At 58.3% G+C, this 24,833-nt stretch carries 20 protein-coding genes; 10 read left to right on the plus strand and 10 right to left on the minus strand.

Translation table 11 applies throughout. The features are described from left to right. Positions 1-52 precede the first annotated feature (52 nt). From ACX8ZY_RS16130 to dgt, 3 genes are all read right to left on the minus strand, one after another. A complete protein-coding gene (locus ACX8ZY_RS16130; protein ID WP_010254083.1) occupies positions 53-1,210 on the minus strand; it encodes a CdaR family transcriptional regulator in 1,158 nt (385 codons plus the stop codon). Between the two features lie 184 nt (positions 1,211-1,394). Further along, positions 1,395-2,840 carry a serine endoprotease DegP gene (gene degP, locus ACX8ZY_RS16135; RefSeq protein ID WP_010671858.1) on the minus strand — a complete coding sequence of 482 codons (1,446 nt, stop codon included), beginning with the start codon at positions 2,838-2,840 and terminating at the stop codon, positions 1,395-1,397. A 134-nt stretch (positions 2,841-2,974) separates the two neighbouring features. Next, entirely contained in the window at positions 2,975-4,465 is a 1,491-nt protein-coding gene (gene dgt / locus ACX8ZY_RS16140; protein WP_010254077.1) for a dGTPase, read from the minus strand. Positions 4,466-4,557: 92 nt separating this feature from the next. Between dgt and mtnN the strand changes: the two genes are divergently transcribed. The 3 genes from mtnN (at position 4,558) to ACX8ZY_RS16155 (ending at position 6,418) form a co-directional block, all read left to right on the plus strand. Beyond that, complete coding sequence (mtnN, locus tag ACX8ZY_RS16145; RefSeq protein WP_033756625.1) at positions 4,558-5,256, plus strand: 5'-methylthioadenosine/S-adenosylhomocysteine nucleosidase; 699 nt, start codon at positions 4,558-4,560, stop codon at positions 5,254-5,256. Beyond that, the gene (gene btuF / locus ACX8ZY_RS16150; protein WP_158131987.1) at positions 5,249-6,043 is read left to right on the plus strand and encodes a vitamin B12 ABC transporter substrate-binding protein BtuF; all 795 of its coding nucleotides are present in this window, start codon (positions 5,249-5,251) and stop codon (positions 6,041-6,043) included. The genes mtnN and btuF overlap by 8 nt, the downstream gene beginning before the upstream one ends. Positions 6,044-6,166: 123 nt before the next feature. Beyond that, on the plus strand, positions 6,167-6,418 hold the full coding sequence (locus tag ACX8ZY_RS16155; protein ID WP_010254068.1) for a hypothetical protein: 252 nt from the start codon (positions 6,167-6,169) through the stop codon (positions 6,416-6,418). 30 nt (positions 6,419-6,448) lie between these two features. Here ACX8ZY_RS16155 and erpA read toward each other — a convergent pair whose 3' ends face one another. Continuing rightward, on the minus strand, positions 6,449-6,796 hold the full coding sequence (gene erpA / locus ACX8ZY_RS16160) for an iron-sulfur cluster insertion protein ErpA (protein ID WP_010254064.1): 348 nt from the start codon (positions 6,794-6,796) through the stop codon (positions 6,449-6,451). 203 nt (positions 6,797-6,999) lie between these two features. On the opposite strand from erpA, the gene hemL reads away from it, so the two are divergent. Further along, positions 7,000-8,280 (plus strand): glutamate-1-semialdehyde 2,1-aminomutase, encoded by a 1,281-nt coding sequence (gene hemL / locus ACX8ZY_RS16165; protein WP_010254062.1) that lies wholly within the window; start codon positions 7,000-7,002, stop codon positions 8,278-8,280. Between the two features lie 355 nt (positions 8,281-8,635). Here hemL and fhuB read toward each other — a convergent pair whose 3' ends face one another. The 6 genes from fhuB to hrpB all read right to left on the minus strand — a co-directional run bounded on the left by fhuB (position 8,636) and on the right by hrpB (position 19,864). Further along, positions 8,636-10,615, minus strand: coding sequence for a Fe(3+)-hydroxamate ABC transporter permease FhuB (gene fhuB, locus ACX8ZY_RS16170; RefSeq protein ID WP_421665087.1), 1,980 nt, complete (start codon positions 10,613-10,615; stop codon positions 8,636-8,638). After that, entirely contained in the window at positions 10,615-11,493 is an 879-nt protein-coding gene (gene fhuD, locus ACX8ZY_RS16175) for a Fe(3+)-hydroxamate ABC transporter substrate-binding protein FhuD (RefSeq protein WP_033770996.1), read from the minus strand. The genes fhuB and fhuD overlap by 1 nt, the downstream gene beginning before the upstream one ends. A 10-nt stretch (positions 11,494-11,503) precedes the next feature. Beyond that, on the minus strand, positions 11,504-12,298 hold the full coding sequence (gene fhuC, locus ACX8ZY_RS16180) for a Fe3+-hydroxamate ABC transporter ATP-binding protein FhuC (protein ID WP_158131989.1): 795 nt from the start codon (positions 12,296-12,298) through the stop codon (positions 11,504-11,506). 39 nt (positions 12,299-12,337) lie between these two features. Continuing rightward, positions 12,338-14,545, minus strand: a complete 2,208-nt coding sequence (gene fhuA / locus ACX8ZY_RS16185) for a ferrichrome porin FhuA (RefSeq protein WP_421665088.1) — start codon at positions 14,543-14,545, stop codon at positions 12,338-12,340. Positions 14,546-14,744: 199 nt separating this feature from the next. Further along, entirely contained in the window at positions 14,745-17,282 is a 2,538-nt protein-coding gene (mrcB, locus tag ACX8ZY_RS16190; protein WP_258992742.1) for a bifunctional glycosyl transferase/transpeptidase, read from the minus strand. A 98-nt stretch (positions 17,283-17,380) separates the two neighbouring features. Continuing rightward, positions 17,381-19,864 carry an ATP-dependent helicase HrpB gene (hrpB, locus tag ACX8ZY_RS16195; RefSeq protein ID WP_258992743.1) on the minus strand — a complete coding sequence of 828 codons (2,484 nt, stop codon included), beginning with the start codon at positions 19,862-19,864 and terminating at the stop codon, positions 17,381-17,383. Between the two features lie 36 nt (positions 19,865-19,900). Between hrpB and thpR the strand changes: the two genes are divergently transcribed. From thpR to folK, 6 genes are all read left to right on the plus strand, one after another. Beyond that, positions 19,901-20,458, plus strand: a complete 558-nt coding sequence (gene thpR, locus ACX8ZY_RS16200) for an RNA 2',3'-cyclic phosphodiesterase (protein ID WP_122889287.1) — start codon at positions 19,901-19,903, stop codon at positions 20,456-20,458. Then, positions 20,436-21,140, plus strand: coding sequence for a DNA/RNA nuclease SfsA (sfsA, locus tag ACX8ZY_RS16205; RefSeq protein WP_022625441.1), 705 nt, complete (start codon positions 20,436-20,438; stop codon positions 21,138-21,140). Before thpR ends, sfsA begins: the two co-directional genes overlap by 23 nt. 247 nt (positions 21,141-21,387) lie before the next feature. Beyond that, positions 21,388-21,843, plus strand: a complete 456-nt coding sequence (gene dksA, locus ACX8ZY_RS16210) for an RNA polymerase-binding protein DksA (RefSeq protein ID WP_010254035.1) — start codon at positions 21,388-21,390, stop codon at positions 21,841-21,843. A gap of 73 nt (positions 21,844-21,916) precedes the next feature. After that, entirely contained in the window at positions 21,917-22,795 is an 879-nt protein-coding gene (gluQRS, locus tag ACX8ZY_RS16215) for a tRNA glutamyl-Q(34) synthetase GluQRS (protein WP_158131991.1), read from the plus strand. Between the two features lie 86 nt (positions 22,796-22,881). Next, a complete protein-coding gene (gene pcnB / locus ACX8ZY_RS16220; protein WP_203583884.1) occupies positions 22,882-24,300 on the plus strand; it encodes a polynucleotide adenylyltransferase PcnB in 1,419 nt (472 codons plus the stop codon). After that, positions 24,297-24,782, plus strand: coding sequence for a 2-amino-4-hydroxy-6-hydroxymethyldihydropteridine diphosphokinase (gene folK, locus ACX8ZY_RS16225; protein WP_158131992.1), 486 nt, complete (start codon positions 24,297-24,299; stop codon positions 24,780-24,782). Before pcnB ends, folK begins: the two co-directional genes overlap by 4 nt. The last annotated feature ends 51 nt before the right edge of the window (positions 24,783-24,833 follow it).

Consider the following 24,833-nt stretch of genomic DNA (forward strand, 5'->3'; position numbering starts at 1 on the left):
CCGACCAGAGAGGCCAGCATTGCTGGCCTTTTTTATGCCGCAAATCTGCACTTCAGCCCTGCTCATCCAGTTGCAAAGCGACATAGAGCAACAGCCTGTCATCAAAATGGCCAAGATTCAGTCCGGTCAGTTCAGAAATCCGGTTCAGCCGGTATTCCAGCGTATTACGATGAATGAACAGCGCACGCGCGGTGGCGCTCGGCTGGACGTTGTGGGTGAACCAGGCGATCAGCGTACGGCGCAGCAAGCCGTTGTTATCCATGCTCTTGAGCTTCGCCAGTGGCCGGGCGAGCTCATTGGCCTGCCAGCCACCCCGCAGGCTGTCGAGCAGCACGGGCAGCACCAGATCCTGATAAAAATAGCTGCGCACCTCGGGCATACGTTGCTTGCCCACCATCATCGTGGTGCGCGCCGTCCGGTAAGAGCGTGCGATGCTGCCGGGTCCGGTAAAGAAGTTGCCCAGCGCGATACGCATCCGAAGATGACCGCTCTCTTTCATCCGCTGTAGTAACTGCTCTACGCGGCGGCGATGATCTTCCTGATCGTGACGCCCATGCCCATTAAGGGCCGGTTTCAGCACCACCATTTCGGTCAGTGACACAATCGCGATCAGATTGTCCCGCTCCGGCGTGGTCAGCAGCGTTTGCAGCTGCTGTAGCTCTGACATCGCGCTGTCGACACCGAGCTGACCACTATCCACTTCCACCACGGCGACCACACGCGGCTGATTGAGATCGATCCCGAGCCGCTGCGCCCATTCGGTCAGCTGTGGCGACAGGGTATCGCTGCGGATCAGGTTCAGCACCAGCTCTTCACGCAGACGGCTGTCCTGCGCCAGCATATGCAGCAGCCGGGCTTGCTCCAGCATCATCTCCGCGGTCATGCAGACCAGCTCGCCATAATGCCGCAGCGCCAGCGGCTCGCCGGTCAGGCCGATCACCCCGACGATGTCACCATCAATGCGCAGCGGCAGGTTAATGCCAGGCCGCACGCCATGGAGATGTTTAGCCACGGCCTCATCGATGTCGACAACGCGCCCCTGAGAGAGCACCAGCAATGCACCTTCGTGCAACTCCCCAATACGTTCCCGGTCACCGCTGCCGATAATCCGGCCCCGCGCATCCATCACGTTGACATTGCTGTCAATAATTTTCATGGTGCGCGCCACGATATCCTGTGCCAGCCGGGCATCAAGGTGATAGGTAGCCATCCATTACTCCTGAAAAAGAGGGGGAGAAACAGAATACGCATGCACAGCACGCAGAACATTGTGCAATTGCACAGAGCCAGGCCGTCATTTGCCGAATTTGCGGTGAGCATCACACTCTGAGGAGGCAGAGAGTGGACATAAAAAAGGCGGACCGCAGTCCGCCTCTTCATCCGTTGCTGTTCGCTTACTGCATCAGCAGATAGATACTACTGTCGCCGCGTTTCACATTCAGCGCCAGAACGGACGGCTTGCTGTCGAGAACTTTGCGCAGCTCACCCAGGTTGGTCACTACCTGCTGGTTAACGCCCTGGATCACATCGCCCTTTTTCAGGCCGATACGCGCCGCAGCACTGCCCGGTTTCACGTTATCAACCCGGACACCTTTGGTACCCGCTTCGATATTGCTGAGATCGGCGCCTTCAATGCCAGTGTAGATGGTCGCGGACTGCACTTTTGACTGGCTGCTCTGCTGCAACTTAACAGAGACATCGACCGGTTTGCCGTCACGCAGCAGCCCCAGTTTCAGGGTGGTGCCAACCGGCAGTGAGCCCACTTCCGCACGCAGCGAAGCAAAGCTGCTCAGCGGTTTACCGTTCATCGACACAATGACGTCGCCCGCCTTAATACCGGCTTTGGCGGCCGCTGAGTCTGGCAGCACCTGGCTGACAAAGGCACCACGTTGTGCGTCGACCTTCATCGCTTTTGCCAGCTCAGAGTTCAGCTCAGTCCCCTGCACGCCCAGCTCGCCGCGTTTCACCTGACCAAACTCGACCATCTGTGCCGTCAGGTTTTTCACCATGTTGCTGGGGATAGCAAAGCCGATACCGATGTTGCCGCCATCGGGCGCCAGAATGGCGGTGTTAATCCCAATCAGTTCACCGTTGAGGTTAACCAGCGCACCACCGGAGTTGCCCCGGTTAATGGCCGCATCTGTCTGGATAAAGTTTTCGTAGTTTTCCACGTTCAGGCCACTGCGTCCCAGCGCGGAGACGATACCTGAGGTGACCGTTTCACCCAGACCATAAGGGTTGCCGATCGCCACGGTATAATCGCCGACGCGCAGGTTGTCAGAGTCAGCGATTTTGACTGCGGTAAGATTTTTGGCTTCCTGCAGCTGAATCAGGGCAATGTCAGAGCTGGGATCTTTACCGATGACTTTGGCGTCATAGCGACGACCGTCGCTGAGCTGTACCTGAATTTTGGTGGCATTATTCACGACGTGGTTATTAGTTACCACATAGCCTTTGTCAGCGTTAATGATGACACCCGATCCCAGAGCACGGAATTTTTCCTGCTGTGTATCAGGCACTGGCGCGCCGCCGTTACCGCCTGCACCGTCGCCGTTCTGGCACATCGGTGAACCCTGGAACGGGGAACCATCCTGGCAGAATGGCGAATTGTCGCCAAAGAATTGCTGAAATTGCTGCGGCATACGCGGGGTTTTCACCGTGGTGGTCCCCTCGACGCTGATACTGACCACAGACGGCATCACCTTCTCCAGCATCGGTGCCAGACTTGGCTGTTGCAGGCTATCGGAAGAGGCCGTTTGCGCAGCAGAAACAGTAACAGGGGCGAGCGCCATGCTCAGGCTCAACGCCAGCGCACTTAACATTAAGGTCTTTTTTTTCATTTTTCGTTTCTCAATAAGATTACTGTTCAGACCATTGCTGTGGTCGAAAGGTGAGATAAATGTTTTAGCGCGAAGTTCCTTTAAAAGTTTAAGGCAAAAGTAAAAATTTATTCGCGCTCTTTACAATTGGCGGCTTATTCTACCGCCATCAGTCGTCGGTACTCATCCCAGGCATAGAGATCGGTCATACCACTGATATAATCCTGAATGAGCCGGAAGCGATAATAACGTTCCCACAACAGACGCTGATATTTATGTTCGACAACCAGATTACGCATCTTATGCAAATAGGCTTTACGGTGTTTACCCGAGAGCTTATGAAAAAGCCGGGTTTCGATCGGATGCTGACGCAGGAAATCTTCATTTATCAGCGTGGTAAAGGCTTCGTAATTAAGGCGCATCAGCGGCTGATAGATCTCCAGCAGCCCTTTAATCACCCGGTAACCCTGCAACTCCAGCTGCTCTACTTCAGAATGATTAAAGACCTGCTGGCGCGCAACGGTTTTAAACAATTGCAGTAAGCGGCCCTCTTCACCCTCATCTTCCAGTAGCGCATGGTTAAAACTTCCATCGAATATAGCAGGAAGATTATCAACAAAACGTTTCACCGCATAGCTTACCAGCACGCTCTGAACATTTACGCGGAGTGACATAAAAAATTGATCGCTGCGGCTTCGGCGTTTTTTACTGCAGGCTTCACGCCAGGCTTCGCCAATAGTCCGGCTGAAAGCGTCATTATTTTTAACCGGCCCCCAGGCTTTATTGAGAAACTCATACAAACTTTCAACATTAAAGATATCTTTTTCTACAGCGTCGTCCAAATCGGCAATACAATAGGAGATATCATCCGCAGCTTCCATTATATAAGTCAGCGGAAAACGGTGGTGTTCTTCCATATTGGTGGCAGCACGCAGGTCGGCAATATAATCCTGCTCAGAGAGATAAAACCCAGGCTTCTTCATGAGTACGCTAAATTCGGCGGGCTTTTCCCCCTGCCACCAGGCAGGCGCGGTATATTTCAGGATGCAGGCGACCTGAGAATAACTGAGATTCAGTTGCAGCAGCGTATGCACCATCCGGATCGCCTGCGCATTGCCTTCAAAGTGACAGAGATCCTGGCGGATCATGGCATTGAGTTGATCAAAGGCTTTACGCTGTGCTTCTCCTTCCACGCCGGCCACCAGCGGATCCACCAGCTCGGCTGAGAGGTTCTCTTCAAACCAGTCGTTAATCGCCGCCTCGCCAAAATGGCCAAAAGGTGGATTACCGACATCATGCATCAGACAGGCCATCTCAATCAGACTTTCAAACGCGCCTTCCAGCTCATCAAGACCATACTGCGCCAGCCCGCCCTGCATCTTCAGGGTTTGCAGGATCTCTTTGGTGATGTAACGCCCGGTCTGCTGCACCTCCAGCGAATGCGTCAGGCGGGAACGAACGGCAGCGTTACGCTCCAGCGGAAACACCTGCGTTTTTTGCTGCAAACGCCGGATAGCGGCGGAGTTTATAATCCGTCCGCGATCGCTCTCAAAATGGCGCGTAATGTAATATTCGCCTTCCGGTTCCTTGCGGCTGTTATAAGGGCGCGAGAAGCTGATCTTCTTCCTGAAATTGATCGCTGACATGGATTACCCCTTATTTTTTCGTGAATTAATCCCCTGAATGCCATGGTAGACTATGCCCTAAATTTTGATTCTTTACATTAGCGGGACTCACTATGAAAGCAGGCATTATTGGCGCGATGGAGCAGGAAGTCACACTGCTGCGCGACAAAATTGAAAACCGTCAAACGCTGTCGCTGGCGGGTTGTGAAATTTATACCGGCACCCTGCAGGGCGTTGAGGTGGCTCTGCTGAAATCGGGCATTGGTAAAACCTCTGCCGCGCTGGGTACCACGCTGCTGCTGCAGCTCTGCAAGCCGGATGTGGTGATCAACACCGGTTCGGCTGGCGGTTTAGCGCCGTCGCTCAGCGTCGGCGATATCGTGGTGTCAGAAGAAGTGCGTTATCACGATGCTGACGTCACCGCTTTTGGTTATGAGCCGGGTCAGATGGCGGGTTGTCCGGCCGCGTTTGTGGCAGACAGCAAGCTTATCGCCGCTGCAGAAGCCTGTATTCAGCAGCTGGATCTGAAAGCCGTACGCGGTCTGGTAGTCAGCGGTGATGCCTTTATCAATGGTGCCGAACCGCTGGCGCGCATTCGTAATCTGTTCCCGCAGGCGATTGCCGTTGAGATGGAAGCCACCGCTATCGGCCATGTCTGTCATCAATTCCAGGTGCCTTTTGTAGTAGTCCGCGCCATTTCCGACGTGGCCGATAAGCAATCTCACCTCAGCTTTGATGAGTTCTTAAGCGTTGCGGCGAAGCAATCTTCGCTGATGGTGGAGAACCTGCTGGCGCATCTGGCGCGTGGCTAAAACGCTACTCCTCTGCTGGCTGCTGCTGTTAAGCGGCAGCCTGCTGGCTTCACCGCCACGCGTGATTACCCTCTCCCCCCATCTTACCGAACTCGCCTTTGCTGCCGGGATTACCCCGATTGCGGTCAGCGCCTGGTCCGACTATCCGCCGCAGGCGAAACAGATTGAGCAGGTCGCAAACTGGCAGGGCATCAAGGCTGAACGTATTCTGCAGCTTAAGCCGAATCTGGTATTAGCCTGGCGAGGCGGTAATCCGCAGCGGCAGATTAACCAGCTACAGCAGCTCGGCGTGCCGGTTAAATGGATTGATCCGCTGACGCTGGATGAGATGTTCACGGCGCTGGCCGATCTGGGCCACTGGAGTCCCAGACCGGAGCAGGCAACTCGCGCTGCCCGCCAGTTACGTCAGCAGGAAGCCGCGCTGCGTCAGCGCTATGCTCATCTGACTGCGGTTCCGCTTTTTTTGCAATTTGGTCAGCAGCCCCTGTTTACCGCCGCCAGAGCCACGCTGCAGAATGAAATTATTACGTTATGTGGCGGCAGGAACATCTTTGCTGACAGCCGCGTCAGCTGGCCGCAGGTCAGCCGTGAGCAGGTGCTGATGCGCCATCCTCAGGCCGTTGTGACGGGTGGCAGTGCGCAGCAGGCGGAAAACATCCGGGTGTTCTGGCGACCGCAGCTGGATGTACCGGTGATTGCCATCAACGAGGACTGGCTTAGCCGGCCAGGCCCGCGACTGCTGCTGGCCGCGCAGCAACTCTGTGCGGCCCTGCATCCCGATGAATAAATCAGCGAATTGATTAAAGTCACTGCGATTTTTGCCGTTGATCAATACCAGAGACGAACGCGCCACGTATGCTCGCCGTCCTTTTAGCGCTCCGGCGCTTTTTTAAAACACCAGGAACCTTATATGACCAGAGCACTGCTGCTGGCCATAGGGCTGTCGATCGCCGGTTCTGCCTTTGCAGGATCGATAAATGGCTCTATTGGCGCCAGACTTGTCATCTATTCACGCTGTGAAATCAACACGGCTAACGGCCAGCCCGCGCCGCAGATCAACTGCGGCAGACAGGCAAGCGCGCAGCCGCGCGTAACAAACGGCCAGATTCAATCGCAGGGAAGTGTGAAGCAAAGTAACCGGCTGGTCACAATAGAATGGTAAACGAGGCCGTCTGTATGACGGCCTGCATTATCAGATACTGAAGGAAGAGCCACAGCCACAGGTGGTTTTGGCATTCGGGTTGGTCACGATAAAGCGTGAGCCTTCCAGACCTTCCGTGTAATCCACTGAACCGCCCACCAGATATTGCAGGCTCATCGGATCAACCACCAGTGAGACGCCCTGCTTTTCAATCGTCATGTCGCCATCATTCATCTGGTCATCAAAGGTGAAGCCGTACTGGAAACCACTGCAACCGCCACCGGTGATATAGACGCGAAGTTTCAGCGCCGGGTTCTCTTCGTCGGCAATCAGGTTCTTCACCTTGGTGGCTGCGGCGTCGGTAAACTGCAACGGCAGTGCTACTACTTCATCACTCATGTTTTACTCCGGTAAACGCCCAGGTCAGAAAACGACCTTAATTACACTATTATCAGCCAGCACCTCAGCGCAATCAAGCTCTGCCCTTCGCACTCTGTGCCGCTTTCACTCCTGTTAAGGGCACAGGGGGCGAATCCACCTTTCGTCTGCTGCCCCTCTTCCGTAGAATGGCGCAATATTTTTATGAACCGCTGGAGCCGAAAATGAGTAAGTCCGAACAACTGTTTGCCGAGGCACAACGCCTGATCCCGGGTGGGGTAAACTCGCCAGTACGCGCATTTACCGGTGTGGGCGGCGTTCCGCTGTTTATTGAACACGCTGATGGCGCCTATCTCTATGACGCTGACGGCAAAGCCTATATCGACTATGTCGGCTCATGGGGTCCGATGGTGCTGGGTCATAACAACGCGGCGATTCGTAACGCCGTGATTGAAGCGGCACAGCGCGGCTTAAGTTTTGGCGCACCGACCGAAATGGAAGTGACCATGGCACAGCTGGTGTGTGAGCTGGTGCCGAGCATGGAGATGGTGCGGATGGTCAACTCCGGCACCGAAGCGACCATGAGCGCTATCCGTCTGGCGCGTGGCTTTACCGGCCGCGATAAAATCATCAAGTTTGAAGGCTGCTACCACGGCCACGCCGATCATCTGCTGGTGAAAGCCGGCTCCGGTGCGTTAACACTGGGTCAGCCGAACTCGCCGGGCGTACCGGCCGATTTCGCTAAACATACTCTGACCTGCACCTTTAACGATCTCGACTCAGTGCGCAGCGCTTTTGAGCAATATCCCGAGTCGATTGCGGCCATCATCGTTGAGCCGGTGGCTGGCAACATGAACTGCATCCCACCGCAGCCGGAGTTCCTGCCGGGTCTGCGTTCACTGTGTGATGAGTTCGGCGCACTGCTGATTATTGATGAAGTGATGACCGGTTTCCGTGTCGCGCTGGGTGGCGCGCAGGCTCATTACAATGTGCGCCCTGATTTGACCTGCCTTGGGAAAATCATTGGTGGCGGCATGCCCGTCGGTGCGTTCGGTGGCCGTCGCGAAGTGATGGCAGCGCTGGCCCCGACCGGTCCGGTTTATCAGGCAGGAACGCTCTCTGGTAACCCGATCGCCATGGCGGCGGGTTTCGCCTGCCTGACGCAGATCGCGCAGCCGGGCACCCATGAGAAGCTTGATGCCCTGACCCGCAAGCTGGCAGAGGGTCTGCGCGAAGCAGCACAACAGCAAAATATCCCGCTGGTGATTAACCATGTTGGCGGGATGTTCGGTCTCTTCTTCACCGATGCTGACAGTGTGACCTGTTACGCCGATGTGACCCGCTGCGATGTGGAGCGCTTTAAAACCTTCTTCCACCTGATGCTTGAAGAGGGCGTTTACTTTGCGCCTTCAGCCTATGAAGCGGGCTTTATGTCGCTGGCGCACAGCGAAGAGGATATTCAGCGCACTGTCGACGCCGCGCGTCGTTGTTTCGCGAAGCTGTAATTGCGGCAGCGTTAGAGGCAAAGACCGGCAGCAGCCGGTCTTTTGTTATTGATGAGGCTTGCCCCGCTCTGTTGTGAGAGGGTGCACGCACAGGAAACAGGGTCAGATCGGAAAGGCGCGAAAGCCGTCATCCTTGACTCGCTCGGCCCGCGCGATTACGCACCTCATCCATGAGGTGCGCCCGTTGCCGGGCCAACGCTTCGCGTTGTTCAAAAACGCTCCCGGCGTTTTTGTCCCTGCCGCGGGACGCTTTCCTCCTCTGACCCAATTTCCTGCGCATTGAGCTTCTTCGTTGTTGTCAGATTCACCCTACTTTGGATCTGGCCGGCGTCTGAAACCAGCCTGCTTTTTCCTCTTAACCTGAACGCCGCAGCAGCCAGATAAAGTAAGGCGCGCCTAAAAAGGTCGCCATCAGCCCGGCTGGGATCTGATCCGGGAATGCCAGCATTCGTCCGCACCAGTCAGCCAGCACCATCAATCCCGCCCCCAGTAATCCTGACAGCAGCAGTTGCGGTAACGCCCGCCGGAATCCCAGCATGCGCGCCATATGGGGTGCCATTAGTCCGACAAAACTCAGCGGACCGATAGTCAGTGTCGCGCTGGCGGTCAGCGCGGCCGCCAGCAGCAGCAGACTCAGCCGCGCAGGCGTCAACGCCATACCGGCCGAGCGTGCGGTAGCGCTTCCCAGCGGCAGCAACGTCAGCCAGCGACTGGCCAGCGGTGCCAGCGACACCAGCACCAGCGCGCAGACTGCGCTCTGAATCGCCTGAGTGCCGCTGATGTTATAGGTCGAGCCGGAGATCCAGCTCAGCAGCCCGCCCATACGCGGATCGCCACTCGCCAGCAGTAGCATCAGCAGGGTGACAAAGGCGCTGTTAAGCGCCATGCCCGCCAGCAGCATTCGTTCCGGCGAAAAGCCGCCCCGACTGGCTACCGCCATGATCACCAGCAACGTCAGCGCCGCGCCCAGCGCACCGGCGGGCAGCAGCCAGGCCAGCGCATCGCCCGGCACAAAGAACATCATCATCACCACGCCAAAAGCGGCACCCGAACTGATGCCCAGCACTTCCGGGCTGGCCATGGGATTGCCGGTCAGCCGCTGAATCAGACTCCCCGCCACGCCCAGCATCAGGCCGGTCACCAGCGCGGCCAGCACGCGCGGTGCGCGCCATGGCAGCAGCGATTGCAGCATCTCACCCGCAGACCAGACCCAGCCCTGCGCATCACGGCCAAACGCCAGACCACCCCACCCCAGCAGCGCCAGGATGGCAAGTCCGGTCAGCGCCCAGCGCAGCAGGTTCTGTCGCTCGGCGGGCACCTTATCACCCTGATTCAGCGCGGGCGGCACCGAACCGGTGCGCAGTCGCGGCAGCAGCCACAGCAGAATCGGGACGCCGAGCAGCGCCGTGGCGGTGCCGGTCGGGATATCGCGCCAGTGGGTGCTGAGCCACAACACGCAACTGTCCGCCAGCCACAGCAGCAGCGCGCCAGTCAGCGGAGCCAGCAGCATCCGGGTGATGAGCCGTCGTCCACCCAGCAGCTTCGCCAGCAGCGGCGCAAACAGCCCGATAAAGCCGATGATACCGGCGACGTTGACCAGCTGCGCGCTGAGCAGGATCGCCAGCCCGAGGCCACCGACACGCGCCACGGAAAGCGCAAGGCCAAGGTTTTTCGCTACGCCATCATCCAGCCCCATCAGCGTCAGCGGACGCAGCAGCGCCAGCGCCAGCACAAACGCCAGCAGCAGGCGCGGCCAGAGTTGCTGCACATTTTCCCAGCTCATCTGATTCAGCGCGCCGGTGCTCCACAGAAACATGCTCTGCAGCTGATCGTGATTGAAGATAGCGAAGATTTGATTCACCGCGCCGCTGTAGAGGCTCAGCACCAGCCCGGCCAGAATCAGCGTTACCGGCGACAGACGTTTGCCCCAGGCCACACCAAACACCAGCGCGCCCACCAGCAGCGCGCCACTGAGCGCGGCAAACTGCTGTGTCAGCGCCCCGCCCGGCAGATGCCACAGTGTTGCCACGGTAATGCCCAGCTGTGCACCGGAAGAGACGCCCAGCGTGGTTGGCTCCGCCAGCGGATTACGCAATATCTGCTGAAACAGCAGACCGGCTAAGCCCAGCCCGGCACCCACCAGCAGCGCCAGTACCGTGCGCGGCAGCAGGCTGTAGTGAAACACCATCTGCGGCAGGCTATCGACCACCGGTGACCAGAGTGCCTGCCACCATTCAGTCTGTGGCAACGCCTGATGCAGATTGACCAGCGTCAGGCTGAGCGCCAGCAGAAACAGCAGGCTGAGGAGGCCTGCGGGAAACAGAGCATGGCGCATCAGTGCGTCTCCAGCGCGCGTTCCAGCACGCGAACAAAGTGCAGCGCCGAGAGCGTCGCACCGTAATACCAGACGGCCGGGACGCGCTGAAAGCGTCCGGTGCGTACAAACGGCAGCGACTGCCACAGCGGGCTGCGCATCAGTTGCTGCATCTCCGCATCGTTATCATGATCAAAGCAGATGACATCCACATCCCCGACCTGCGCCAGCTTTTCAATGCCGATCACCGCGCTGCCCCAGAAATTTGTTTCGCCCTGCCAGCCATTTTTCAGGCCCAGCAGAGTCATCACTTCCAGAAACAGACTGTTTTTGCCGAAGGTAATGGCGTGACGACTGTCGAGCAGCGACATCAGCAGGATAGTGCGTCCGGCATAGGGCGCCAGCCGCTGGCGCGCCGCCGCCAGCTGATCATCGACCTCGCGCAGATGCTGTTCCGCTCGCGCGCTTAATCCAAGGCGCGCCGCCAGCTGACGCAGCGATGCGCGCGCGGCAGTGAGAGGTTTCCCGTCGCCGCTGTGGAGGTCGAAGCCCATAATGGGCGCGATGCGCGTCAGTTTCTCTTTAGGCGGGCCGTAGCCGTTGGAGCAGAGGATCAGCGACGGCTGCATTTGCGCCATCAGCTCAAGATTGGGTTCGGTGCGCAGACCTACATCGATCACACCCTGAGGAAGCGGCGGCTCCCCTACCCAGATATTGTAGTTGTGCAGATCGGCCACGCCCCAGGGCGTGACGCCTAGTGCTATCAGCAGTTCGGTGGGTAACCACTCCAGTGCAATAATCCGACCCGGATTTGGCGTGGCGGCACGCAGGGGAAGCGCACAAAACAGCGGAGAGACTGCCAGCGCCAGCATCAGTCGGCGGCGATTAAGATCGGGCATCATCCTCTCCTTAACAGACAAAACTGACCGGCGCGCCGCCCTGCGGGTGCGGTAAAATGCCCATCGGAATGCCATAAATCGCACCGAGCACCTCAGGCTGCATAATCGCCTCTGCGTCACCTTCGGCAATCATCGCGCCCTGACGCAGCGCCACCAGATGATCGCAGTAGCGTGCTGCCATATTAATATCGTGCAGCACCGCAATCACGGTTAAGCCGCGCTGCTGGCTCAGCGCTTTTATCAGCGCCAGCACCTCAACCTGATGGGCAATATCCAGCGCCGACGTCGGTTCATCCAGCAGCAGACAGCGGCTGTTCTGCGCCACCATCATCGCCAGCCAGGCGCGCTGACGCTCGCCGCCCGAGAGGCTATCTACCAGCCGTCCGGCAAAGGCGTTAAGTCCGACCTGGGCAATCGCATCCTCTACCCGGTCGCGATCTTCCTGACCAAAGCGCCCCAGCGCGCCGTGCCAGGGATAGCGGCCAATCGCCACCAGTTCACGCACCGTCATCCCTTCGGCTGCCGGTAACTGCTGCGGAAGATAGGCTACCTGACGGGCAAAGGCTTTGCTGTTCCAGCGCCCGACGGGCCGCTGATTCAACAGCACCTCTCCGCTGCTGGCCGCGTGGTGACGACCCAGCATTTTTAACAGTGTTGATTTGCCCGAGCCGTTGTGACCGATCAGCCCGGTCACTTTTCCCGGCGGAAAGGTCAGCGACAGTGGCTGAAGGAGAGCCCGGCCCGGCACTTCAAAACTGGCGTTTTTCAGCGTAAAGGTCGCCTCTTCTGCGTGCGGATGCGGCATGGTTATCCCTGTGAACGGGCGCCGAAGCGCCCGGTTAAATCAGAATCTGAAGGTCGCGGTGCCGACAATCTGGCGTTCCGCACCCCAGTAGCAGGCGTATTCACGGTAGCAGCTGGCGACGTAGTCGCGGTCAAACAGATTGTTGACGTTGACGCCCACTGTCGAACCCGGCAAACCGAAACGACCCAGATCATATTTCAGCGCCGCATCCACCGTGGTGTAACCGGCAACTTTAAAGTTCTGGTTCTGCTCAGTGCCAGTGCTGTAAAGCCCCTGGCTCTCACCGACATAACGCACACCCGCGCCGATCGTCACGCCTGACAAAGCGGTTTCGTGGAAGGTGTAGTCGCTCCACAGTGAGGCCATGTGTTTCGGCACCTGTACCGGCGTTTTGCCTTTGAGCTGGGTGTCTTCGGTATATTCCGCATCGGTGTAGGTGTAGGACGCCGTCAGGTTAACGTTGGCATTCAGCGCCGCTTTAGCTTCCAGCTCTACGCCCCGTGACCGGATTTCACCGCTCTGCACGCTGGCAAACGGATGATTAAACGTATCAGGGTCCGCAGTCAGGTTTTTGGTTTTGGTCAGCTGATAAAGCGCTGCGGTGAGCACCACCGGACGATCTTTCGGTACATATTTCACGCCCGCTTCATACTGCTTAGCGCGTGACGGATCAAATGCCTGACCGTCATAGGTCGAACCTGCATTCGGAATAAAGGCTTCGCTGTAGCTGAAGTAAGGCGCGATGCCATTATCAAACACATAGTTCAGGCCGCCGCGCCAGGTAAAGGCCTGATCGTTCTGGCGATCAACGCTATCCGCTACCCGATCGTAAACCGAGTTCATGGCATAGTCGTAGCGGCCACCCAGCGTCAGCACCCAGCGGTTCCACTCCATCTGGTCCTGAGCATAGAGGCCGGTCTGACGCTGTTTGTTGAGATGCTGATAGGAATCGGCAAATGGCGTTACGCTGTTATCGCCATATTGCGGATTAACCGCATTCAGGCTGGAGGCAGTGCCAAACTGTGCGTCGATATCATTGCGGGTACGCTGGAAGTCCACGCCCAGCAGCAGCGTATGATCAACCTGGCCGGTGGCGAATTTCGCCTGCGCCTGGGTATCGACCGCCAGTTGGTTGAGTTTCTCTTCTGAAACCGCCGAACCGCGCGTGATTTCCTGAGTCGCCGGCAGGAAACCATTGCCATAAATGCTGCGGTAATCGGTGCGCAGGTCGGCATAACGCAGGTTCTGGCGCAGCGTCCAGGTGTCGTTAAAGCTGTGCTCGGCGTTATAACCGACCATTTTGGTGTTGCGTGAAATCTTGTTGCTCTGCTCGCCTTCATCAAAGTTGGTTGGCAGTTTGTACTGGCTGCCATCGGCGCGGGTGATCGGTACCACCGTGCCCTGACGCGGCAGCCAGCCGTAATAACCGGTTTCTGGCTCGTTCTGGAAATAGGTCAGCAGGTCAATGCGGGTGCGATCGTCGGGACGCCAGCTGAAAGCCGGTGCGATGGTGTAGCGCTTCTCTTTGTTCATCGCCTGCTGCGCATCCTGACTGCGCGCCTGGCCGGTCAGGCGATAGCTGTAGACGCCGTCGTCGTCCAGCGCGCCGCCAAAGTCAAAGCCGGTCGAGAAGAGGTTGTCGTTACCCATCTGGAACTGCACTTCGCGCAGGGTTTCCTGGGTCGGACGCTTACTCACCAGCGAGACCACGCCGCCGGGATTGCTCTTACCGTAAAGCACCGAAACCGGGCCGCGCAGCAGTTCAGCGCGTTCCAGGAAGTAAGGATCGATGGCAAACTCAGAGTAGTTGTCACCCTGCAGTTTCAGACCATCCAGATACTGATTGGTGTTGGTTTCGCTGAAACCGCGAATCGACAACGCATCAATCACGTCTGAGCTGCCCCGGTTACCGGTCAGCACGCCAGGCGTGTAGTTAAACGCCCCTTTCACACTGGTTACGTTACGCATCTCCATCTCTTCACGGGTGACCACGGAGATGGACTGCGGATTTTTTTCAATGGGGGTATCAGTTTTGGTCCCGGTGGCGCTGCGTTTCGCTGCCACGGTGGGTGCTGGTCCCCAGGCGCTTTCCGCCTCGACGCCGCTGCCGCCATCAGCCGAGACGACCATCGTCTCCGTCTGCGCGGCGTAAAGAGAGGAGCTCAGGCTCAGTGAGATCATGATGCCCAGAAGCGGTCGGGAAAATGTTTTTTTGGTGTTGTCAGAAAAAGTCGTTCGCGCATTCATAAAAGTGTCTCTTAACAATAGGCTCAGGCAGGCGAATCGAAACGATTATGATTATTATAACGCTTAGATAATATGCGAAATTCAGCAGGTACTGCAAGAAGAAATCCCAGTAGTGACGCCGTTTGCAGGCCGATTGACGCGTATTGATCAGGAACAAAAAAAGGGCGCCGAAGCGCCCTTTTTAACCTGTCTGACTGATTTATTTGCCAAACATATCTTTTATCCACCCTGCTACGCCGTCGCTATCTTTCTGCTCCTGCTGTTGCTGCTGGGCCGGTTGTTGCGGCTGCTGCTGTTGTTGCTGCTGCTGATCGAAGAGCTGTTGTTGCTGCTGAACCTGCTGCTGCTGTTGCTGACACAGCGCATTCGGATCCAGCGCCCACACCGGCAGAGAACGCCAGGTACTGCTGCCCGTGCCGCAGACAAAGTTACCGGCAGAATCCACATTCATCAGCGACACATCTTCCGGCGGCGTCAGCTGTAACGGCATCGGGGCCTGAATGTCCAGGTAGCGACGGTAGAGCTGCATCGCGCCGCTGGCACCATAGAGTTTGGTCGGCTGGTTGTTATCGCGTCCCACCCAGGTGATCGCCACTTCTTTGCCATCAATACCGGCAAACCAGCTGTCCACCAGATCGTTGGTGGTACCGGTTTTGCCCGCCAGATGCGCATTCGGGAAACGCGCGCCCAGCGCACGGGCGGTACCGTGGTCAGCCACCTGTTGCATGGTGTAGAGCGTCAGATAAGCGGCCTGCGCCGGCTCAACACGCTGCGCCTGCGGATAGCTCTGATAGAGCACGCTGCCATCTTCCGCAATCACCGAACGCACCGCTGACAGCGACGCGCGGTTGCCGCCGCTGGCAATCGACTGGAACGCCTGAGCCACTTCAACCGGCGTCAGGTTTAAGGCACCCAGCAGCATCGATGGCACCGGATGCAGCTGCTCTTTCGGCACGCCCAGCTTATTCCAGGTATCCACTACCGCATCCAGCCCCAGCGTCATGCCGAGGTTTACGGTCGGCACGTTCATTGAGTTGGTCAGCGCATCCACCAGCATCACTTTGCCGCTGAAGCGACGATCGTCGTTCATCGGTTTCCAGATGCTGCCGTTTGGCTGCTTCAGCGCAATCGGCTCATCGGCGATCCAGCTGTTCAGCCGGTAGCTGTTTGGCTGACTCAGCGCGGTCAGGTAAGTCGCCGGTTTCGCCAGTGAGCCGATAGAGCGGCGTGCCTGCAGCGCACGGTTGTAACCGGCATACTGCGGATCGGCACCGCCGACCATAGCGCGGACTTCGCCGCTGAAACGGTCAACCACCACCATCGCGGTTTCCAGATCTTTCAGACCACGCTGTTTTTTCAGCGTCGGAATGCCATCGATCACCGCTTTTTCGGCCGCATCCTGCGACACCGGATCCAGCGTGGTGAAGATTTTCACCCCTGAGAGATCTTTCACCTTGTCGCCCAGTTTTGCCTGAAGCTCGTTACGCACCATCTGCATAAAGGCCGGCTGCGGCGTAATCACGCCGCCTTTCGGCTGCACGCCCAGCGGACGGGCCGACAGCATGTCATACAGCTCCTGGTCGATCACTTTCTGCTGCTGCAACAGGCGCAGCACGAGGTTGCGTCGTTCCAGCGCCAGTTTCGGGTTACGCCACGGATTATAGAGCGACGCGCCTTTCACCATGCCGACCAGCATCGCCTGCTGATCCAGACTCAGCTCATCAACCGGACGGCCAAAGTAGTAGAGGCTGGCCAGCGGGAAACCGCGGATCTGATCGCTGCCAGCCTGACCGAGATAGACCTCGTTCAGGTAGAGCTCCAGGATGCGATCTTTGCTGTAGCGCGCATCCATGATCACCGCCATGTAGGCTTCACGCGCTTTACGCCACAGCGAACGCTCGTTGGTGAGGAACAGGTTCTTCACCAGCTGCTGCGTCAGCGTACTGCCGCCCTGCACCGCTTTCCCGGCCGTGATGTTCGCCAGGAAGGCGCGGCCAATGGAGTAAGGGCTGATGCCATCATGCTCATAGAAATGGCGATCTTCGGTGGCGATCAGCGTATCGACCAGCAGATCCGGGAAACCGGCGCGCGGTACGAAGAGTCGCTGTTCACCGTTCGGCGACTGCAGCATGGTGATCAGGCGAGGATCGAGGCGGAAAAAGCCAAAATCACGACCGGTTTCAAGGTTTTTAATCTCGCTCAGCTCATCTTTACTGAAGCTCATGCGCGCGTGGATCTGCCCCTCTTTACTGTCGGGGAAATCAAACGGGCGACGCAGCAGATCGATGGTGTTGCCCTTCACCGAAAACTCGCCAGGGCGGGTAATACGGGAGACTTCGCGATACTGAGTACCTTCCAGCAGCGCCACCATTTCACTTTTGTTGTAGGCCATGCCGGGTTCCAGGCTGACCATGCGGCCATAGACGGTGGCGGGCAGTTGCCACACTTTACCGTCAATCCGGCTGCGAATTTCCGAGTCGAGGTAGATGCCCCACGCGGCCATGACCACCACAAACACCAGGAACAGTTTGATTACCCATCCCAGCCAACGGCGTTTGCCGCGCGGCGGTTTTCCACCTTTACCTTTACGTGGCACCGGCGCTTCCTCCTCGTCATCATTAAAATCGTCCTGATCGATATCCTGTTCGATATCCCTGCGTCGTCCCCGGCCCGCACTGCTGCGCGGCGGCAACGGTTTACCTTTGCGCCCTATTGGTTCGCGATCGTTCCCAGACATTACTTTTCTTCTCCAGGCAGTGCTTACGGCAGCGCCGCTACTCTAACTGCTTTCTCGCGTGCCGCATGGCAGAACCCTCTGAATTCGATCCAGCGGACTCAACCCTGCGGGGACATTTTTTTGGTTCGCCTTGTTGGCAAGGCGGTGGCCGGATCCTCGGGCCAGGGATGTTTAGGATAACGTCCCTTCATCTCTTTCCTGACCTCCGGCCAGGCACCGCGCCAGAACGCCGCCAGATCGCGGGTGATCTGCAACGGGCGCTGGGCGGGCGATAACAGCTCCAGCACCAGCGGAATACGTCCTTCCGCTACGGTGGGATTCTGCGCTTCGCCAAACATCTCCTGAATCCTTACCGCCAGCGCGGGCGGCTTCTCCGCATCGTAGCGGATTGGCAGCCGGCTTCCGGTGGGCACAGTGTAATGAGTTGGCAGCACAGTATCCAGCCGCTGACGCTGTGACCATGTGAGTAAATGTAAGAGTGCCGTGGTCAGGTTCACCGCCTGCAGGCTGCGGAGATCGCGTACCGCTGACATCTGCGGCAACAGCCACTGCGGCAGGCTCTCAAGCAGGGTTTCATCGTCGGTCGCGGGCCAGCTCTCTTCCGGCAGCCACCGGGCCGCACACTGGATGCGCAGACGCAGCTGTTCGGCCTCCGGCGTCCAGCCCAGTACCGACAGACCTTTTTCGGCGATCCAGCGCAGCATGGCCGCGTGCAGCACCTCTGGTTCCGGGCGCGCCATCGGCTGGGTTTTCAGTATCAGCGCGCCAATCTGCTCACGTCTGAAAGCACGCAACGTGCCTTTCTCTTCGTCCCATTCCACTTCGGTCCGGCGCTCAATCAGGGCGGGCTGCTGCTGGCACAGCGTTTCAATATCGACCGGCAGTGCCAGCAACATCCGGGCATCCGGTGTGGCACTGCCCTGCAACAGAGCAGGCGCAATCAGCCACTCATTACGCGTCAGGCCATCCTGCTCATCGAGTCTGGCCCCCAGCCCGTTGGCCAGCTGATAGCGACCGCTCTGATCGCGTCGCCGCGCCAGCCGATCGCCAAAGCCCACCGCCAGCAATCCGGCGAAACGATCTTCATCGATGCGCCCGCCACGGATTTTAAGCCGCTGCTGCCACTGCTGCGCCCGCCGCTGCCATTGCGCCTGCGGCCGATGCAGCGCATCACGCAGGTCGGCGCTGCCGCTGCGGGGAGGATCTTCCAGAATCGCCACCAGCAGCGCGGCGCTGGCGACCGCATCCGGCTCATCGCCTGCGGCACACAGTATGGCGGCGAGTCGGGGATCGCATCCCAGCTGCGCCATGCGCCGTCCCAGCGTGTTGAGCAGGCCGTTGTTGTCCAGTGCTCCCAGTCGGGTCAGCTGCTGCTGCGCCGCATCCAGATTTCTGGCGGGCGGCAGATCCAGCCACTGCAGCTGTTGCGGCTGGGTACAGCCCCACTGCAGCAGATCCAGCCACAGCGACGAGAGATCGCTGTTAACGATTTCCGGTTCACTCTGCGCCGCCGCTCGTGATGCCTGCTCCTGCGGCACCAGATGCAGGCAGAGCCCCGGCATCAGTCGCCCGGCGCGACCCGCTCGCTGGATCATCGATGCCTGGCTGATTCGCTGGGTCTGCAGACGCGTCACGCCGCTGCGGGCGTCAAACAGCGCGCAGCGTTCCAGCGCACTGTCGACCACCAGCCGAATCCCCTCAATGGTCAGGCTGGTTTCGGCGATATTGGTGGCAAGCACCACTTTGCGGCGGCCGTCGGCGGCAGGCAGAATTGCCCGGCGCTGCGCCGCCAGCGGCAGTGCGCCATAGAGCGGCGTCAGATCAACGTCGTCACTGATGCGTGATTCCAGCTCGCGCTTCACCCGTTCGATCTCCGCCACACCCGGCAGAAACAGCAGCAGCGAACCGCTCTCATCCCGCAGCAGCTGGGCGACTTCACGCGCGACCGCCTCTTCAAAACGCACATTCTGATTCAGTGACGCGTAACGTCGCTCAACCGGATAGCTGCGCCCTTCTGAGACGATCAGTGGCGCATCCGGCAGCAGCGCCGCCAGCCGGGCATTGTCCAGCGTGGCGGACATCAGCATGATTTTAAGGTCGTCGCGCAGCCCCTGCTGCACATCAAGCAGCAGCGCCAGCGCCAGATCGGCCTGCAGGCTGCGCTCGTGAAATTCATCGAGGATCACCAGCGACACGCCTTCCAGCATCGGGTCGTGCTGAAGCATGCGCGTGAGCATGCCTTCGGTCACCACTTCCAGCCGGGTCTGTGGCCCGACGCAGCTTTCGCCACGCATCCGGAATCCCACCGTGCCACCCGGCTGCTCGCCGAGTTGCTCCGCCAGCCGCTGCGCCACATTACGCGCCGCCAGCCGACGTGGCTCCAGCATGATGATCCGTCCCGGCAGCGCCGCCTGCTGTAACAACTGCAGCGGCAGCCAGGTCGATTTGCCCGCGCCGGTTGGTGCGGCCAGCAGGATTTGTGGGGCGTCACTCAGCGCCGCCAGGATGTCAGGCAGCACCGCGCTGACCGGTAAATCGCTCACAGCAAACTCCGCTTCTGCCTGTGCTAAGATGGCGCGCATTGTAGCATCCATCCGTGATATTTGCCGGAGAGCGCCATGGCGACACAACGCTTATTTTTTGCCATCAGCCTGCCTGACGAGATGCAGCAAGAGCTGGTGCACTGGCGGGCCGATACCTTTCCTGCGGAGGCGGGCCAGCCGGTGGTCGCGGCGAATCTGCACCTGACGCTGGCGTTTCTGGGTGAAGTTGCGCCGGAAACCTCACAGCGCCTGCAGACGCTGGCCTCGCGTATTGTACAGCCCGGTTTTGATCTCGACCTGGATGATGCCGGACACTGGCCGCGCCCCGGCGTGGTCTGGCTCGGCTGCCAGCGCGCACCACGCGGTCTGTTGCAGCTCGCCAGCCTGCTGCGGGCCCAGGCCGCCCGGCATGGCTGTTACCAGAGCCCCCAGCCGTTTCATCCGCACATCACGCTGTTACGCCACGCCACGCAGCCGGTGACGTTACCGCCGCGCGGCTTTCACTGGCGTTTTCGCGTCTCCACCTTTTCTCTGTTCGCCTCTGAATATGCCCGGGGCCGCACCCGCTATCGCGCCCTGGCTAGCTGGCCATTACATTCTCAGGATCCACATGCACTTCTCTCCGCCCCTTAAACCCGCCCGTCTGATCGTCCGTTACAAACGTTTTTTGGCCGATGTGGTGACGCCAGAGGGCGACGTTCTGACAATTCACTGCGCCAATACCGGCGCCATGACCGGCTGCGCCACGCCGGGCGATCGGGTCTGGTACTCGACGTCCGACAGCCTGACGCGCAAATACCCCCACAGCTGGGAACTGACCGAAACACAACAGGGCCACTGGATCTGCGTGAATACGCTGCGCGCCAACCAGCTGGTGGCTGAGGCGCTGGAGCAGGATCGGCTGCCGGCGCTGGCCGGTTATACGCATCGTCAGGCGGAAGTGAGATATGGCACTGAAAAAAGCAGAATTGATTTCCTGCTCAAAGCAGAGGCCCGGCGCAACTGCTATATTGAGGTGAAATCCGTAACCCTTCTACATGAAGGAAAAGGGTATTTTCCGGATGCGGTGACGATTCGAGGACAGAAACACCTGCGTGAACTGGCAACAGTTGCGGCAGAGGGTCATCGGGCCGTTTTGTTGTTTGCCGTTTTGCACTCGGGGATTGAGGACGTTTCTCCGGCACGTCACATTGATGTGGCGTATGCAGAACAACTGGCTCAGGCGCAGCAGGAGGGCGTAGAGGTTTTAGCGTATCAGGCAGACTTATCGGCGGAGGGAATGTTTCTTAAATCGCCGATCAACGTAACCTTGTAATATCTTTTGCAATTTTATGTGTTAAGAATGTTCTGAGCTAAGGGCCAATTACGCTGTTCCTCACAGGCTTGTCAAGGTGTGTTCATGAAGAATTGCCAACCCTGACTGCTTCTGTTATTTATAGCGGCCTGTTTTTTTCCCCAATGGGGGATCGATGTACCCCGCAGACGTCAAATGCAGGCTGGCAGCAAGGCCCCTGCGAGACGAAATTCGAAGGGTATAGTGCGTGTTATCCAGGAGAAGCAACATGCAAGAAGGTCAAAACCGTAAAACATCGTCCCTGAGTATTCTCTCTATTGCTGGCGTCGAACCTTATCAGGTGAAGCCTGGCGAAGAGTATATGAATGATGCGCAGCTGACCCATTTTCGCAAGATTCTGGAAGCCTGGCGTAATCAATTACGGGACGAAGTCGATCGTACCGTTTCTCATATGCAGGATGAAGCCGCTAACTTCCCGGACCCGGTTGACCGTGCCGCGCAGGAAGAGGAGTTCAGCCTGGAGCTGCGTAACCGCGATCGCGAACGTAAACTGATCAAAAAGATCGAGAAGACGCTGAAGAAAGTTGAAGATGACGACTTCGGCTATTGCGATTCCTGTGGCGTTGAGATTGGTATCCGCCGTCTCGAAGCCCGTCCTACTGCCGATCTCTGCATCGACTGTAAGACGTTAGCAGAAATTCGTGAGAAACAAATGGCCGGCTGATGCCGCGTCCAGCCTGTTACCACGCAGTGGAACAACTGCTGTTTTGTCCGCTGCGTGGTCACTTCTGAAACCTATGTCATCCTCCTGTATCGGTCGCTTCGCCCCTTCTCCCTCTGGTGAACTCCACTTCGGATCGCTGATTGCTGCCCTGGGCAGTTACCTGAGCGCGCGTGCGCAAAACGGCGTCTGGCGGGTGAGGATTGAAGATATCGATCCGCCACGGGAAGTGCCGGGTGCCGCCAGCCGTATCCTGCATCAGCTGGAGCACTACGGTTTAGAGTGGGATGGCGAGGTTCTGTGGCAGTCACAACGTCATGAGGCCTACCGTGACGCGCTGGCCTGGCTGCAGCAGCATCGTCAAAGCTATTACTGCACCTGCCCCCGGCGTCGCATTCAGCAGATTGGCGGTTTCTATGATGGTTACTGCCGTGAACGGCAACGCGGACCGGAGAATGCCGCGCTGCGTTTACGCCAGCATGCGCCGGTCTTTGCGTTTGACGATCGTCTGCGTGGCCGTGTGGAGGCGGACAGGCGTCTGGCACAGGAAGATTTTATTATTCACCGCCGTGATGGCCTGTTTGCCTATAACCTGGCGGTCGTTGTCGATGATCATTTTCAGGGCATTACCGAAGTGGTTCGCGGCGCAGATTTGATTGAGCCGACGGTGCGACAGATTGCGCTCTACCAGCAATTTGGCTGGCCGGTGCCTGACTGGCTGCATCTGCCGCTGGCGCTTAACCACGATGGCCATAAGTTGTCGAAGCAGAATCATGCACCTGCGCTGCCGAATGGCGATGCCAGACCCCTGTTGGTGGCGGCGTTACGCTTCCTCGGACAGCCGGTTTCAGGCGGCTGGCAGGACTTAACGCAGGACAAACTGCTGTCTGATGCGGTGGCGCAGTGGAATATCGCTTTGATGCCGCAAGAGAACGCCCTGAAACCGGATGCATAGACAACAGCATTCTCAAACGGTTCTCAACAGGCTATGATTAGCCGCTGATTTTACCTACACCCTAATTGCCACTGTCGAGGTGTCCCATTTTTACCCGAGTAGCTAATTTTTGCCGGAAAGTCCTGAAGCGTGATGAAGAGGAAGCCCCAGCAGAGGTTGAACCAGAGCGTCTGATGACCATCATTCCTCGTGAAAGCCATACCATCTCACGTAAAGACATCAGCGAAAATGCCCTCAAAGTGCTCTATCGCCTGAACAAAGCCGGTTATGAAGCCTATCTGGTAGGCGGTGGCGTGCGCGATTTGCTACTGGGGCAAAAACCCAAAGATTTCGACGTGACCACCAATGCCACGCCTGAGCAGATGCGTAAGTTGTTCCGCAACTGTCGCCTGGTTGGCCGTCGTTTCCGTCTGGCGCACGTGATGTTTGGCCCGGAAGTGATCGAAGTCGCCACCTTCCGTGGACATCATCAGGCGGAAGAGCCGGAAGAGGATCGCAACAGCTCGCAGCGTGCCCAGAGCGGTATGCTGCTGCGCGACAACATCTTCGGCTCAATCGAAGATGATGCCCAGCGACGCGATCTCACCATCAACAGCCTCTACTACAGCGTGGCTGATTTCAGCGTGCGTGACTATGTCGGCGGCATCAGCGATCTCGAACAGGGCATCATTCGCCTGATTGGCGATCCGGAAACCCGCTACCGCGAAGATCCGGTCCGCATGCTGCGCGTCGCACGCTTTGCTGCCAAACTCAATATGAGCATTGCGCCGGAAACCGCCGAGCCGATTCCACGTCTGGCCTCGCTGTTGCGTGATATTCCGCCTGCTCGCCTGTTTGAAGAGTCGCTGAAGATGTTGCAGGCTGGCTACGGCTACAGCACATATCTCAAGCTGTGTGAATATCAGCTGTTCCAGCCCCTGTTCCCGACGCTGGCGCGCAACTTCACCGAAAACAGCGACAGCCACATGGAGCGGATGCTGGCGCAGGTGCTGAAAAACACCGATAACCGCATTCACAACGACATGCGCGTTAATCCGGCGTTCCTGTTTGCCGCGATGTTCTGGTATCCGCAGCTTGAAACGGCAGAACGCATTGCGCAGGAGAGTGGCCTGACCTACTTCGAAGCTTTTGCGATGGCGATGAACGATACGCTGGACGAAGCCTGCCGTGCGCTGGCGATTCCGAAACGTATTACGTCGCTAATTCGCGATATCTGGCTGCTGCAGTTACGTATGTCCCGCCGTCACGGTAAACGCGCCTGGAAACTGATGGAGCATCCGAAATTCCGCGCCGCTTACGATCTGCTGGCACTGCGTGCAGAAGTGGAAAATAACCCGGAACTGCTGCGCCTGAGCCAGTGGTGGGGTGAATTCCAGGTGGCTGCGCCGCCGCATCAGAAAAACATGCTCAATAACCTGGGTGACGATCCGGTGCCGCGTAATAAATCGCGTCGTCCGCGCCGCCGTCCTTCCGCACCGCGTCGTGACAACCAGAACGTCTCATGACACGGGTTTACCTCGCGTTAGGCAGTAACCTGGCCGATCCGCTGCATCAGGTTGATGCAGCGCTGACCGCACTGGATGCGTTGCCGCAGACGCAACGCATCGCTACCTCGCCGTTCTACCGCACGCCGCCTTATGGCCCGCCCGATCAGCCCGATTTTCTCAATGCCGCCGTGGCGCTGGAGACCGATCTCAGTGCCGAAGCGCTGCTTGACCATACCCAGCGGATCGAGCGGGAGCATGGCCGGGTGCGCAAGGCAGAACGCTGGGGTCCGCGCACGCTGGATATCGATCTGATGCTGTTTGGCGAGGCGCACATCAACACGGAGCGGCTGATTGTGCCGCACTATGATCTGCTGAATCGTGCGTTTATGCTGGTGCCCCTGCTGGCGATTGCGCCAGACGCCCGCCTGCCCGACGGCCGCGCACTCAGCACAATCCTGGCTAACCTCGACAGCAGCAGCATCGTGCTGTGGCACGGCTGAGCAGACAAACGCACATCTCTGATTCCGCTCTTTCACGCTATCCAGTAAACT

This window comes from Pantoea sp. XAF26B01_ASV70 (assembly GCF_054512635.1).

Coding starts and splice junctions, on each gene's coding strand:
- ACX8ZY_RS16130 (WP_010254083.1), bottom strand. CDS start 1,210: ATGGCTACCTATCACCTTGATGCCCGGCTGGCACAGGATATCGTGGCG.
- degP (WP_010671858.1), bottom strand. CDS start 2,840: ATGAAAAAAAAGACCTTAATGTTAAGTGCGCTGGCGTTGAGCCTGAGC.
- dgt (WP_010254077.1), bottom strand. CDS start 4,465: ATGTCAGCGATCAATTTCAGGAAGAAGATCAGCTTCTCGCGCCCTTAT.
- mtnN (WP_033756625.1), top strand. CDS start 4,558: ATGAAAGCAGGCATTATTGGCGCGATGGAGCAGGAAGTCACACTGCTG.
- ACX8ZY_RS16155 (WP_010254068.1), top strand. CDS start 6,167: ATGACCAGAGCACTGCTGCTGGCCATAGGGCTGTCGATCGCCGGTTCT.
- erpA (WP_010254064.1), bottom strand. CDS start 6,796: ATGAGTGATGAAGTAGTAGCACTGCCGTTGCAGTTTACCGACGCCGCA.
- hemL (WP_010254062.1), top strand. CDS start 7,000: ATGAGTAAGTCCGAACAACTGTTTGCCGAGGCACAACGCCTGATCCCG.
- fhuB (WP_421665087.1), bottom strand. CDS start 10,615: ATGCGCCATGCTCTGTTTCCCGCAGGCCTCCTCAGCCTGCTGTTTCTG.
- fhuD (WP_033770996.1), bottom strand. CDS start 11,493: ATGCCCGATCTTAATCGCCGCCGACTGATGCTGGCGCTGGCAGTCTCT.
- fhuC (WP_158131989.1), bottom strand. CDS start 12,298: ATGCCGCATCCGCACGCAGAAGAGGCGACCTTTACGCTGAAAAACGCC.
- fhuA (WP_421665088.1), bottom strand. CDS start 14,545: ATGAATGCGCGAACGACTTTTTCTGACAACACCAAAAAAACATTTTCC.
- mrcB (WP_258992742.1), bottom strand. CDS start 17,282: ATGTCTGGGAACGATCGCGAACCAATAGGGCGCAAAGGTAAACCGTTG.
- hrpB (WP_258992743.1), bottom strand. CDS start 19,864: ATGCGCGCCATCTTAGCACAGGCAGAAGCGGAGTTTGCTGTGAGCGAT.
- thpR (WP_122889287.1), top strand. CDS start 19,901: ATGGCGACACAACGCTTATTTTTTGCCATCAGCCTGCCTGACGAGATG.
- sfsA (WP_022625441.1), top strand. CDS start 20,436: ATGCACTTCTCTCCGCCCCTTAAACCCGCCCGTCTGATCGTCCGTTAC.
- dksA (WP_010254035.1), top strand. CDS start 21,388: ATGCAAGAAGGTCAAAACCGTAAAACATCGTCCCTGAGTATTCTCTCT.
- gluQRS (WP_158131991.1), top strand. CDS start 21,917: ATGTCATCCTCCTGTATCGGTCGCTTCGCCCCTTCTCCCTCTGGTGAA.
- folK (WP_158131992.1), top strand. CDS start 24,297: ATGACACGGGTTTACCTCGCGTTAGGCAGTAACCTGGCCGATCCGCTG.